Below are 14,051 nucleotides of genomic sequence, written 5' to 3' on the forward strand. Positions count from 1 at the left end.
GTTACCTATGTCAGTAGTTATTTATTTCGTAAAAAGCCAAATCTTTTAATTTGGTGACTTTCTTTTTGCCGTCTACATACAAGCTATAGTGCTTCTCAAGCTTGCGAATTTCACTCATGTAAAATTCTTCACCTTGTTTTTTTTGTGTGTTGAATATGGCTTTAATTTCTTGCGACTTGATATTGGCAACCTGATGGATCACCCAGGATAGAATCAGAGTAGAATAGTCATTGTCACCAGTTTTAAAATGCGTTAGTTCCTGAGTGGAAAGAATGGTGCCTACTCCAAACTCACGACCTTCTTTCAGGATTTTTTTCAAGCTATCAAAATCCTGCGACATGAAGTTATCGGCTTCATCAACCAGAATCATCTTAGAAATCTGACGAAAACTGCCCTCCAGCATGGAGCTTCCCTGCTGGTGCATCTGGGTATAAAACAGATCCAGCGTCAAAGCGACGACCAGGTTCTGAATACTGGGATCATAACCCGATAGGTTAATCACCGTTACGCCGTCTACTAAATCATAGAGCGACTGCGTTTTATTGGTATCCGGCTCAAAGATTTTAAAACCAATCAGATCGTCTAGAGCAGCGTATAGAGAATCCTGCTCGATCTTCTCCTGCGCTTGAAACTCTGCCCAAATATCTGCAAGCGTGGGAGCTGACCTGCCCCAGGTAGAAGGATCTTCCGGGTATATTCCAGCCGCTTCATAAGCATCCATCACCAAGGTACGCACTTTATTCTGTTGCTTTGGGCCAAGTCCAAATGCTTTGGCTACTGTGGTACGGAATAGGTTGGCCGTATGCATCGGCTGCATTGGCCGGTTACCGAATACTGCGAATGGATTGAACGGCAAATGGAACAGGTCGTATACCTTGGCATTGGTCGCCTCTACAAACTCATCCTTAACGTAATCGGCCTTGTAGTCGAAGATTAGGATACCAATGTTAGTACCACCCACATTGTTTTTTTGATTCCGCACCAGCTGGGTAATCATAGATTTAGTGAACTGGGTTTTACCGGTGCCCATGGTGCCAATAATGCCGGTATTGGTGTTAAACAGCTTTTCGGTATTGGTAGGCTCCCAGATAACAGGCAGGTTGGTCTGAACATCTGTACCAAACTGTACGGTCAGTGGCTGAGTTGACTTAAAGTCTGCCTGGTGATGCTGATTTTTAGCGGTGGTCAACGAATTCTGATTTTTTTGGTCCCGTAATGCGGAATCATCAACTGGCTCGGCTTTTTCAGCATTGTTGTGGCAGTTTTCATCAGGAGTCTCATCATCCGAGTGTTGAATGCCGAGCATGTATTCCTCTGGAATCCGTAGTGATTTGCCTTCTACAATTTTTCTCTGTAGTTCCTGATATGGCGTGTGAATCAGGTTATCCATCATGTTGATGGGTATCTCTACTGTCAGTACACCGTTACTTTCCTCATAACTTTCGGAGAAACACGCTTCGCTATTCAGCAACGCAACAACCATTGCTTGCGGATAGTCGAACAACTGCTCGATGATGTACGTTCCTTCAAGCCATTTTTCACGCTCTGCAAGTAAATTATCGAAGTAGGCTTTATCGAACACCTTATAGAGCTGATACTTTTCGACCTGTAGCAGAACTTGACGAATAAACAGACCACGGAAGAGTTTACCTGCCAGGTTACCCTGGCCCAGGATAGCTTCCATATATTGCTTGAGTTCGATCGCCTGTCTACGAGCCTTGGTGAAATCCGGGCGACTACCTGCCTTGGCTTCAACTGGCAGCAAATAAAGCTTTTCGTCTTTGAAACCAGCGAACAGAATATCGTCTGAGATAGCACCGTGCTTGATATTAAAGTTCAGCCTGGAGAAGTCGGAGTCACTCATGGCCAGACCGATATTGCCTGCCACGCGAATCATTTCAGCAACAGACAATGGCACCCAGCAAATATCAGACTGAGACAACATGGAAGCTACGGCCTTGTAACCTGCAATCACGCCTTCTTTGCCAAGCTTTTCGTTGTCGCTCACTATTTGCAACAACCACTCGCCATTAAAGGCATTGAATTCGCGGATTAGGCTCTCGCCGCCAGCGCCCAATATATTCTTATAGATACCGGTCTGCTTGGTAACTGTGATAGCGTCATATCCAGAGGAACTGGTGTACTGATCTGAGTAGTGAATGAGTATGATATCGTTGTTGTCCTGGAAAAAATCCAAGGTTACTTTAGGGTCAATAATAGTGACCCATACCGAACTATCGTAGGAACGATCGAGTTGCTTTTTAACTGAAGTGCTAACGGATAAACGAAGAGCAGAGTTTTTGTCGTACGTATCACCACTAACAATGGATGGCCGCCAGAGCCGGTTGAAGGTTTTGGCGATTTGGAGGTGTGGCTTATCTAAACAATCAACACCTTTCATTCCTAGACCAGTGAAATAGAACTCGTTTTCCTTAAGTGAAGACTCTCCGGCCAATAGACCACCACACGCGATGCCGGAAATATGCTCATCAATATTGTTGTTTCTCGGGTCAACTAACTGATTGTTTTTAAAAAAACTCAGGTGGGCGTATTTCTGACTATCCGCCTGATTATTTTGAAATTTACTAAAGCTTAGATGGGTTCGCAGCACGTCGACGATAGTGTCGGTATTGCGCTTTGCTGCGCCTTTGTCGAGGCCGTATCTATCCTTTATTTCATCGTAGGTAGCCATCTCGGCGAAGATGTCGAATTCGGTATCAATTTCGTCATCGTCGTAAAGATTCACATGAATGCGACGACCATCGTCTAGGCGATCGATGTAATAAGCCAGAATGCCTCTGAAGAGCTCTCGGTTTTCTGCGTTATTGATTGAGTTGATCAATACCGGAGCTGCAGGCACTTCTTCGAACAGCTTCTTGAAAGTTTCGATAAACTCTTCGATTTTGTGTCGAACTAATTTAGTGACATACTCAAAGCTGGAGTCTTCTTTGGGGACTATTTCCAGCCAGAATGGGTTCTCATCTACGCTTTGGGTGTAGCTGTAGCCCTGGGTTTCGTCAAACAAGTGAGGTACAAGACCACGAGGGTTGAGCCGCTTCAACGTCACGTTTGGTAAAGATTTATAGCTGTACTCCTCACCGTCATCGCGAATAGCATCGATTAGGTTTAAATAATAAGACAATACAACTGGATGAAACGGCGTGAGATATTGTTTCTGCCGACCTTCTTTGCTGTCAAGCATCCAAGCGAGGCCAAGTTTCATTACAAACTTGGCCGAAGAGGACAGAGTTTTGCCCTTCTCTAGAGATTCCAGATAGCCCAAATAGGCTTGGATGTAATTTCTGGCCAACGCAGTGATTTTCGGCCCCCACCCTTCAAGTGAGGGTAGTGTACGACGATTATCTGCTTTGAAATAACGGAGAAAAGCTACGTAGCTCTCGTAGAGCTCTTCGAAGCCTAGTTCCTTTAGCTCGTCAGCTTTGTTTACGATCTCTGTATTTTGATTCCAGAAGACTAACTCTTCTTCAATAAAGGTGTGCTCAATGGCGAGTAGTTGTTCCCTTAGAAACAGCTGCCTAATTTCCTGGTTATCCAGTACAACAGAGCCTTTGCTGGGTTTATACATGGCATAGTAATTATCGCACAACAAATGTTTGGTACGACTAGTATCTGCAAGCAATGGAAGCACAAGGGTTTGCTTGGCGGGTTCACCTTCAACCATGATTTGAAGTTCAGTATCCCCCCTTCTCAACTGGAAACGAACCTCGTCAGATTCATCGTAGAGCTGCTGAAAATCCAGTTGACCGTACAGTGTGGTATCAACACATTCATAATTATCAGCTAAAGCTTTAATAGCTTCGACATTCGGGTTAATGATGATGGTCTGCTGCTTTGCTTGTAGTACCAATGCCTGTTTTGAGCGGTTAACCAAAAACTGGTTAATCATATCGTCCAGGTTAAACACGTCTTTAGGGATAACAACACAATGAAAATTATACTGTTCGGAATTTAATTCGCGCGCGAGGCTGACAGTAAAAAAAAGTGGTTGATTAAATGTTGGACCAGTAACGGTTAACGTAGTTTTATTACCATGGCTTCGGTGATTGAAGTCTACTTCATTTGCAGATCCGTGTGAGCGCACGATCTTGAACTGTTGCTTCTCTGTTTTTGAGCCGGAGAATTTGATAGTTATAGCAAAGCTATTTAAGGATTGATCTGCCTCAAGTAGAACATGGATATCACGAAGTCCTGCCCCTTTACCACGCTTACTGCGGTGTTGAAGCAGGCCTGTCCCTGACGCAATATCATCAAATTCAAGCGACTGCTTCTTCTGTTTTTCTATTTCTGCAATGTACTCATCGAATGTAAGTGTCTTCCATTTTTCACTACCATTATCAAAGTTATCTTTAATGAACTTACTACCGAACTGGCTTAAGCGATCTTCTAGCTCTTCGGAGTGGTGCTCTACCTCAAATTCGATTTCAGAACGCAGTTTGCGGTTTTCTTCCAAGCGTCGTTCGATTTGGTTACTGTTAAGTTTTTCACCCTGAGTAGCCCAGCCATCGGTCAGTTTGGGATCGTTAAATAGCCCTAGCTCATCGAATCGCAGATCACCGTCTATGATAGATTCGTAAAGACTGCGATAGCCAAATACACTGGCATTATCGGATTCGACGACGTTGGCTTGAAAGTCGAGTAAACACCTTGAAGTTACCCGGTTATTCATATCATTGCCGATAAGGCATTCGAGCTGTTGTTTGATGCCTTTAACCGACCAGACAGCACCATAATTAGCTAGATCAAATGTGCTATTGGTAATCGTATCGAGTGAGCTGTTGTGGATCATTAACAGAGACTGTTCCCAGTTAACGACATCATCTCGTAATTTAGCTAAGTAATTATCAGTGTAGCAGCCAACATCCATTCCGCCTTCTTCAGCATGACCTGCAATTATTAGCTTGATATTATCCACCAGCAGATAATTTAGCTGAGTGTTACCATCCGAAATCGAACCATCGGCGGCATCATGAAGCGCTGCAAGCAATTTTATTGTGTTATCTGGGTCTACAGAACGGAACTGGAAACGCTCGCCCGCTTTGACCCTTCCAACCAACCAGTTCTTCAAGTGCTCAACTAGGAAGGATTCAAATTGTTTTTCGGACATAGACTGCGTCTCCACTGTCGCTCATTCGTTCAAGATTTCCTACTCGCTCATAGAACTCAATCAATACTTGCTGTGATTGCAGATCAAACCAGACACCACGGGCTTTAAACTCTTCAATTAGTTGCTGAAATTGCAGGCGCGGTTCAGTGCCCACTGCCAAGTTAGTTAACAACAACAGGTAATCCTGATTAATAGTTAGGACATTACCACCACGCTTGCGATTTTGAATGAAATGACGTGCCACCTCATTTTCGAAGGCGCTAACGACCTTTTTTTTCACAGTTAGCTGACCACTACGAGGTTGGCTAAAGATTTCCTTGGCCGTAGCAGCAATGGCTTCCAACACTTCATCCGGGGTCGTAATCGAGCCAGACCAAGGATCACGTTTACGGTTGTCCCGATAATTCTCAAGAAAAGTGGTTAGCTGCTTAAGTAGCACTTGTTGTTCGGACGCCTGGCGCTCCTGCAGATATGCGCGAATCGTCCAAAGAGGATAGCGATGAGCCGTTTTGGAGTCAGATTGGTTCAAATACTCCAGCGCGGAAAGCACTGGAAAAAGGTCTGCAACCTTGTCTCTCAATTCTTGAACGGCGCCACGAACTTGCTTACGCTCGGCACTGGCTCGTTCAGTATCTAGAATAAAAAACAGTGGCTTGCTGACGGGTTCAGATTTCCAGGTATTAATATTTAGAGCCAATTGCGAGCTGTACAGGAAATTATAGAGTGCAATAAACGCCTTAAGGTTTTGCAAAAGATAGCCAGGATATTGGCACAACAACTGGAAATCTTTGGAGAAATTACCTGTGAGAAACGGCAAATAATTGCTTACTGTTGTATTTGGCTCCGAGCTGATTACCACTTTTTGAAATTCATCGTGAATTTCCGCTTCAAGGAAATTCACGTTATTGGCAGCAACTTGTATTTCAGTATTTGATTCAGCCAAAAGACCACTCAATACATCACCAACATGCTTTGTGTTACCTGAAGTAGATGAGCCACTTCTGAATAGCATGAACTCAGGCGCGACCTCAAACAAACCATTTGCGTTATCAGCGAAGTACATTTCTTCAAGTAGTTCTAGAAACTCCGGTTCATCGATTATTTCAGCGAACCGAGCTCGGCAAGTTTCGACAAAATTTTCCAGCTTTTGACCTTTCTTCAGCGTTTTCTGTAGCCCTGCAGACAACAACTCTCCTCCAACCGAGTGAGTATCTGGAACCGTATTACGTTCACTGCGCTGCTGACGAAATGTCAGATAATGATTAACGAAATTCTTTTCCTTGATCTTTAGCTCGCCAACAATAGATAAATTACTGTAAAGACTCATTTACTCTGCCTCCACGACGAAATCTTCATCATCCAGACTCAATGTCCATTTCTTGTTTTTGCTGTGAAAGTGGATAGATTCTGATTTGTTAGCAGTACTGACCAGCTCTTCGATCACCTCTTCCAGAATGACTACTGCATTTTTATCATGGCGATTGGGTCTGTAGCCTCCAAGAATTCGCTTGGCTAGTTCAAGAAACGAGATAGTGACAGGAAAAGGCTTGAGTGAGATATCGTCCACTTTGATGGCAGCGTTAAAGCAATGAATTTGATTCTTCATGGAGTTAGCTTTTGCGATACTGTTCAAATCTGGGCGCACATCAATCTTGGCTGAAATGACAATATTATTTCTTTTCGTCAAGTAGATACCATCGTTAACTAGCTTTGGCTCAAGACGATTTGCAAACTTCAGCAAGCTAGTTATCAGCTGCTTATTGTAGAAATCCCGCAAATCCTTCCTGGCTTTGTCGTCTTCTGAATGATGCAGTTGCCAAACACGGATGTAATCATCGAAGATCGGTTGAGCAAAATCTTTATTAAACTGTTTGTGGTAATTATTGCCGAGATCGATATTCTGGAGGGTATAAAAAGCTCTTACCCAACAAGATGGAGAAAGCTTTTGTGGGCCATAACTCTCAAAGTATTCTTGTTTAAATTTTTCAAACTCAGTATCTGATATGTTTAACGATTGCTGAATCAAAAATTGATCCAATTTTTGGGAGCGAAACAGACACGGATCCATTTCTACCAAAGTACCAGCCAGTCCATAGCCAGGCGAAGCAAAAAGGTTATTAAATAGAACATCGTTATTGGAAATCAGATGGTGTATCAGATCCAGGAGGGCTCGAGTAGAGAAAAATTGATCAAACTTAAGACGTGCATGCAGCAGTGTACGAACAACTACTTTCTGTACTGCAGGTTCCTGAAGCAAACGATAGTTGTGACATTCGAGTCGTTGGTCTTGAATATCTAATGCTTGATAGGCCCTAAAAATAGGATTTTTATCGTTTGGCGCTGTTACTTTGTGAAGTAATTCCTCAACAAACTCAGAACCGATCTTCCCGTTCTCTAAGCTAAATTTTGGATAGTCTTCAAAGTTAATAAACTGGTAGCTACCGAGCGAGCGTTTGCCATCAATAAATCGATCAATTGCCACTTTAATATCGGCATGTCGTTCAGCAGCTGTATTCCGGTAATTAAGCAACATACCAACGTTGATGCCGACAACCAGTGGCTGCTGTGACTGCTGATGTTCATCAAACAATTGATCCAACGCCTCTACAGCTGTTTGATCTGGTTTAAAGCTATGCGTGGCATCAAGATAAAATCTAAAACGCTTACCATAAGTGCCATAGTGGCGACTTAGTAGTTCCGATTTACCGTCACCTGATGAACCGCATAAGAAAACCACACTACCTGCCGAAAGACCTGACTCCAACAGGGCTAGGAAGTCTTCTTCGATATCTGCCTTGACATAAAGGTATTTTTTTAACTCGTCCTGTTCTTCTTGCCCCTGACTCAGTGTGGTGACCGCTTGAGCTGACGACCTAGCAAGAGTGTCTAGTAACCGTTTGAACTGCACGTTGTTTTCTCATCCCTAGATTGACGATCACAATGAATGTCGCTATGCCCAACACACCTCAAAGGCCGAAGGTCATTTTAGGCTATCATAGTGCTTAATTTTAGTGAATCTAAGAGAACGTACACATGTGACCATGCTCGTGGCAAGAAAAAGCCAAAGGTCATAAACGAATAGACATATCAGGCATGTAATGAAGAGTTTGTGGCCACGATCTGGTCACAGGGTGGTCACAGACAAAAAATAAGGGCCTACGCGTTAACGTAAGCCCTTGAAATGATGGCGCGCCCGGCAGGATTTGAACCTGCGACCCTCGGCTTCGGAGGCCGATACTCTATCCAACTGAGCTACGGGCGCTTGTGTGTGCGTATCGTAACTGTGCAGGGGCGCTGTGTCCAGCCGTATGGCGCTTGAGTACCTTTAGTCAATTGACCGTTTTCCCTGGTGTGGTGCATGCTTTGGGAGCACTTCTGCACCTTAGTCCATTGGGAACACAATAATATGAAAACATTTGCACGTAGCACGCTGGCACTGGGCATCTCACTGGCGCTGGTAAGCGCCGCGAACGCCGCTGATTTTGCTGATATGGATCCGGTTACTCTGCGCTTGGCCCACGTGGTCAACGAGCAGGATGGTTTCCACATTGCCGCCACCAAATTTGAAGAGCTGGTAGAAGAGCGCACCGACGGCAAGGTGGATATCGAAATTTACCCCAACGCCACCTTGGGTGACGAACGCACGCTGCTGGAAGGCATGCAGATCGGCACCGTGGATATGGGCGTGATCACCAACGGGCCAGTCGCCAACTTTGTCGAAGAGATGGCGGTATTTGAACTGCCGTTCCTGTTCCCCTCCCCGGAAGCCGCTTACGAAGTGCTCGATGGCCCGATCGGCCAGGAGTTGCTCGATAAGCTTTCTGAGGTGAACCTAAAAGGCATGGCCTACGCCGAGCGCGGTTTCCGCAACCTGACCAACAGCGAGCGTGCCGTAAACTCGCCGGAAGATCTGGACGGCCTACGCATCCGCGTAATGGAGAACCCGGTCTACACCGACACCTTCCGCGAGCTGGGCGCCAACGCGATTCCCATGGCGTGGACTGAAGCGCTCACCGCCATGCAGCAGGGCACTATCGACGGCCAGGAGAACCCGGTGAACGTGATTCACTCGTTCAACCTGGATGAAACCCAGAACTACATGACCCTCTCCCGCCACACCTACGCCCCAGCAATTTTTGTGATGGGTATGCCCGCCTGGAACCAGCTGCCTGAAAACGCCCAAGAGGTACTCCTAGCGGCAGCCCAGGAAGCAGCGGAGCATGAGCGCCAGGTGAACGCAGAGATGGAAAGCGAACAGTTGCAGGCCCTGCGCGATGCGGGCATGGAGATCAACGACGATCCAGATATGGAAGCCTTCCAATCTGCCGTTGCGCCGGTGTATGAGAAGTACGGCGAACAGTTCGGTGATTACCTGCCGCGTATTCAGGAGGCGCTTAAGTAAGTGACCACACTGACTCAACCGCTGTTAAGGCTGCTGCGGCGAATTGAGCGCGGGCTGGATGCGATCATCCAGCCCGTGGTCTTTGCGGGCATGGCGGCGCTGATTGGGGTGATTACCCTGCAGATCGTCTCCCGGGTGCTGTTCAGCGCGGTGGGCTGGACTGAGGAGGTCGCCCGCTTTCTGCTGGTGTGGATCACCTTTTTGGCCGGCACGCTGGCGTTTCAGCGCGGGCGGCACATTGCCGTGACCTTTGTGGTGGATGCCCTGCCCGGCCGCCTGCGCCAAATCGCCCGCATTGCCGCCCTGCTGATCGTGCTGGCGTTTATGATCGCGCTGATCGTTATCGGCTACCGCTATATGCAGGTACAGAGCTTTCAGAAATCCGCCTCGCTGCGGCTTTCAATGACCTACGTCTACGCGGTGATGCCGATCTGTGCGGCGATTATGGCCTGGTACGCGCTGGTCGATATCATCGAACTGCTGATTAACGGCGAAACCTCCCAGCCCCAGGAGGAGTCGCTATGACGCTGCTGCTGTTTGGGCTGTTCTTCCTGTTTATGCTGCTGGGCGTGCCGATTGCCTTTGCGATTGGCGCCAGCACGCTCTATGCGCTCTATCAATCCGGCGTGCCGCTGATGGTGGTCACCCAGCAGATGTTCCAAGGCATTAACTCCTTTGCCCTGGGCGCGATCCCGATGTTTATCCTCGCTGGGGATTTAATGGCCCAGGGTAAGGTGAGCGAAAAGCTGGTCAGCTTTGCCGATTCGTTAGTCGGCTTTATGCGCGGCGGGCTATCGGTGGTCTCGGTGATGGCGGGCATGTTCTTTGCGGCAATCTCCGGCTCTGGCGCCGCGACCACCGCAGCGGTGGGTTCCAGTCTGGTGCCGGAGCTCAAGCGTAAAGGCTATGACCCGGCATCGGCAGCCAGCTTGATCGCCGCCAGCGGCACCATCGGTGTGGTGATTCCGCCCTCGGTGCCGATGATCATCTACGCGGTGATCGCCCAGCAGTCGGTTTCCAAGCTGTTTTTAAACGGCTTTTTGCCGGGCTTAGCGATGGGGCTAGGGTTAATGGCCATTGCCATTGCTCAGGCGTATAAGCGCCAGTACCCCAAGGGCACGCCGCTGTCGCTGGCGACCATCTGGGCGACCTTTAAAGATGCCAGCTGGGGGCTGATGACGCCGGTGATTATCCTTGGGGGTATTTTCTCGGGGATCTTCACGCCTTCAGAGGCCGCCGTGGTGGCGGTGAACTACGCCATGCTGGTGTCGCTGTTTGTGTATCGTGACCTGACGCTGCCGCAGGTTTATAAGCTGCTGATCCGTTCAGCGATGACCACCGCGGTGATTATGCTGGTGATTGCCATGTCGGCGGTGTTGAGCTGGACGCTCTCAAGCTGGCAGGTGCCGGGGGCGATTGCCCAGGCAGTGCTGTCGCTCTCTACCAACCCTTACGTGATCATGCTGCTGATCGTGGGGATTATTTTGCTCACCGGAGTGTTTATCGAAACCGCCAGTGCGCTGATTATCCTCACACCGGTGCTGCTACCGCTGGTGCTGCAGTTGGGGATTGATCCGATTCACTTTGGTTTGATTATCGTGGTGGGGCTCTCCATCGGCATGATTACCCCGCCGGTGGCGATCAACCTCTATGTGGCTTCATCAATCACCCAGCTGCCGCTGGAGCGCATTACCCGCGCGATCATCCCTTACCTGCTGGGGCTGATCGGGGTGCTGCTGTTAGTGGTTTACGTGCCGATTATGTTGGGTTGGTCAGGTGGTTAAACCAGCGTTTGCACTTTTTAAAGAGAGCCTTATTGGCTCTCTTTTTAAGGTGGCGCTTATCTAGTCTCAGTGCATTCATCGTGAATTCAAATAAGAAGTTCACATTGAATGTTCGCCAGCTTGGCACGACTTTCGAAACTGTCCCGGTGTTACTTCAAAGAGCTGGAAAAAACAGCTGCGAAAATGAGAGATACTCACAAAACCGGTGGCAACTGCCACTTCGGCAACGGGCTTGTTAGTTTGCTGAAGAAGCTGTCGCGCACGCGTTAGACGAAGTTCCATATAGTATCGAGAAGGGCTAGCATTAACGTAATTACCAAACATACGTTCTAACTGACGTCTCGAAATATTAACCCAATTAGCTATTTCGGATATGGATAAAGGCTCTTCAATATTATTTTTCATCAATTGCAGCGATATTTTCAATTTTTCTGGCAGAGTGAGGTTTTGATCGACACCTATCGTTGAAATATCTGGGGAGTCTAAGCCCTTATCACAGCTAAGCATCTCTTCAACTGCACTGACCACCTCATTGCCACAATCAGTTCTGACTACTTCAAGCATCATGCTCAATGAGCTACTCGCCCCGGCACAGCTGATACGATTACGATCCACAATAAAGCTACGGCTAGATACCGATACATCCCAGAACTGCTCTGCCATCATCGCGCGGCCATCAGGATGATAAGCACACTGGTAGCCGTTCAATAATCCCGCCTCTGCAAGGAAATAGGCACCGTTCCATAATCCTCCTAACATCACGTCTTTGTTGTCAGCATGCCTCAGTTTGCTGCGCAGTAGGAGGGTTGTTTTAGGAAGTACACGCAGGCCACCGCATACAATCAACACATCAATATTGAGGCTTGTAGCATCGAATTTGTCTAACGAATAATCCGTGGCCACCTCAATACCTAAGTCAGAAACCGTTGCAGGTGCCTCGCTACCCACCACCAAGACCTCATACATCGTAGTAGATTGCATTAAATTCGTTGTAACAAGTGCATCCACAGCGCCAGTGAAAGCCATCATTGAAAAATTCTCTAGCAGTATAAAAGCTACTTTTTTTGTTATCTTAGGCTTCCCTGAAGAGTCAGTCGAAGAAATATAAGCCATGTTTTTATTTTTCAATATGCTTGAGAATCTATCCTTCATGATGAACCTCAATTTTTTGAACTATAGTTATTTTAAGCAAAAATCGCGCCATTTTAAAAACAAGACATTAAAATCAGTATTATTAAAACTCACCAACACCACAAGACCTCAAACTCAATCATGTAAAACCTGCCCGACCTTGTGTCAAGTTGAACAACTTACACAAACCCTACATGACTGGTTAAAGAGAAAAAAATAGTTATATTATTTAAAAACCTTATAGTAAAAGTACGAATTTCAGCCTTACTAGCCAATGGAGTATTACATCAGTCGGCTTTCACTGGACTTTTCGATATCGCACTGAGTAGAGATGGCTTTGTCATTTTCACTCATGAGCCTACTACTAACACAACCTTAGCCTCTAGCGTCCCGCGGCGCGAACCTTCCTCTCGCCTTACTTCGCCAGATAACAAAAACATACCCACCGCCACGTACTTTTTAAAAGTTCATCAAATGTCGCTATTTAGGCCCTTAGTGTCGCAAAAAATACCTTTTCGAAAGTAGTAACTGATTCAAGATGAAAATCCACTTCCCCTCCTCTGAGAAATAAACTTATGAATAATCCTAAAAGCAAAAAAGTTACTTTGGGCGCTGCGACTCTTTTGTCCTTAACAACCATGGGGAGTGTCCAGGCAGAAAACATCTCGTTGAAATTCCATAGCGGGCTTTCACAATCTCGCCCTGAAGCAGAGCAGATCAACAGATTCGCTAGCTTAGTGAGTGAAAAGTCAGATGGCGAGCTTGATATCGAAGTCTACCATGCAGGCGCCTTAGGCCTTAAAGAAGCCGACATGCTGAGAGTATTGCAGCAGGGCATGGTAGATATGGCACTACTGTATGGTGAATATTACACGCGTGATGCGCCAGCCTTGGCATCTGTATATGCTCAGGGCGCCATTACGGAATCTTCCCAACATGACGAAATTCTTGATGTAATCAGGGAACTCTATGAAGACGGCTTTTCAGATTGGGATATTCAAATCGTTGGTGGCGTCGTTGCTCCTATTTTCGATGTAGGTTTGCACTGCAAAGAGCCGGTAAACTCCTTGGCAGACCTAGAGGATAAAAAAGTCCGCGTCTGGTCCAGACACCTTGTGGATACTTTTGAATTATTGGGCATTTCAGCTCAAGTCATTCCGCAAAACGATATGTATATGGCACTTCAAACAGGCGTTGTAGATTGTGCCTATTACTTATCTACCGTAGCCCCCACCGTTTCGCTTCAAGAAGTCACCGAGTACGAGTCTTACTTACACCCTTGGGCAGCCTCCCCATGGCTCTTTGGTATCAGTGAACGAGCGCTATCCCGCCTCAACGACAACCAACTTCAGGCTCTGGAAGAAGCCGGTGAAGAGATTTGGAACGAGACCCGCGCCACTGCTGTTGATCCAGAGCGCGAAGCGCAGGCGCGTCAAGAGCGTAAAGAGTTGGGAATCACCATGCTTCCCGACTTCTCAGATGATGACGTTGAAACCTTTGTAGACGCCGCTTGGCAGGCGTGGCAAGCCATGGCGGAAAACGCAGGCGAGGACGGCACACGCTACTACGAAACAGTCACTCAAGCGATCTCCGAAGAGTAATAGGTACA

Annotated in this window: 8 protein-coding genes and 1 tRNA gene; 4 read left to right on the forward strand and 5 right to left on the reverse strand. The window is 46.9% G+C overall.

Annotated features, from left to right (window positions below):
- Nucleotides 1-10: 10 nt before the first annotated feature.
- The 4 genes from dptH to U738_RS14555 form a co-directional block, all read right to left on the reverse strand.
- Entirely contained in the window at nucleotides 11-5,125 is a 5,115-nt protein-coding gene (gene dptH / locus U738_RS14540; protein ID WP_035581755.1) for a DNA phosphorothioation-dependent restriction protein DptH, read from the reverse strand.
- Complete coding sequence (dptG, locus tag U738_RS14545; protein WP_035581758.1) at nucleotides 5,106-6,452, reverse strand: DNA phosphorothioation-dependent restriction protein DptG; 1,347 nt, start codon at nucleotides 6,450-6,452, stop codon at nucleotides 5,106-5,108. The genes dptH and dptG overlap by 20 nt, the downstream gene beginning before the upstream one ends.
- Nucleotides 6,453-8,033: a DNA phosphorothioation-dependent restriction protein DptF gene (gene dptF / locus U738_RS14550; protein WP_035581760.1), complete on the reverse strand. Its 1,581-nt coding sequence runs from the start codon at nucleotides 8,031-8,033 to the stop codon at nucleotides 6,453-6,455.
- A gap of 277 nt (nucleotides 8,034-8,310) precedes the next feature.
- A tRNA-Arg gene (locus U738_RS14555) sits at nucleotides 8,311-8,387 on the reverse strand.
- A 144-nt stretch (nucleotides 8,388-8,531) separates the two neighbouring features.
- Here U738_RS14555 and U738_RS14560 point away from each other — a divergent pair.
- From U738_RS14560 to U738_RS14570, 3 genes are read left to right on the forward strand one after another with little or no spacing between them, the layout of a single operon-like run.
- Nucleotides 8,532-9,527 carry a TRAP transporter substrate-binding protein gene (locus U738_RS14560; RefSeq protein WP_035581763.1) on the forward strand — a complete coding sequence of 332 codons (996 nt, stop codon included), beginning with the start codon at nucleotides 8,532-8,534 and terminating at the stop codon, nucleotides 9,525-9,527.
- The gene (locus U738_RS14565; RefSeq protein ID WP_035581766.1) at nucleotides 9,528-10,052 is read left to right on the forward strand and encodes a TRAP transporter small permease; all 525 of its coding nucleotides are present in this window, start codon (nucleotides 9,528-9,530) and stop codon (nucleotides 10,050-10,052) included. It abuts the gene before it with no gap.
- A complete protein-coding gene (locus tag U738_RS14570) occupies nucleotides 10,049-11,311 on the forward strand; it encodes a TRAP transporter large permease (RefSeq protein WP_035581769.1) in 1,263 nt (420 codons plus the stop codon). Before U738_RS14565 ends, U738_RS14570 begins: the two co-directional genes overlap by 4 nt.
- A gap of 99 nt (nucleotides 11,312-11,410) precedes the next feature.
- Here U738_RS14570 and U738_RS14575 read toward each other — a convergent pair whose 3' ends face one another.
- Nucleotides 11,411-12,463, reverse strand: a complete 1,053-nt coding sequence (locus U738_RS14575; protein WP_035581771.1) for a GlxA family transcriptional regulator — start codon at nucleotides 12,461-12,463, stop codon at nucleotides 11,411-11,413.
- Between the two features lie 554 nt (nucleotides 12,464-13,017).
- Here U738_RS14575 and dctP point away from each other — a divergent pair.
- A complete protein-coding gene (gene dctP, locus U738_RS14580) occupies nucleotides 13,018-14,043 on the forward strand; it encodes a TRAP transporter substrate-binding protein DctP (protein ID WP_035581773.1) in 1,026 nt (341 codons plus the stop codon).
- The last annotated feature ends 8 nt before the right edge of the window (nucleotides 14,044-14,051 follow it).

Origin of the sequence: Halomonas sp. TG39a (assembly GCF_000744395.1) — a bacterium.
In the GTDB taxonomy this organism is placed as follows: Bacteria; Pseudomonadota; Gammaproteobacteria; order Pseudomonadales; family Halomonadaceae; genus Vreelandella; species Vreelandella ventosae_B.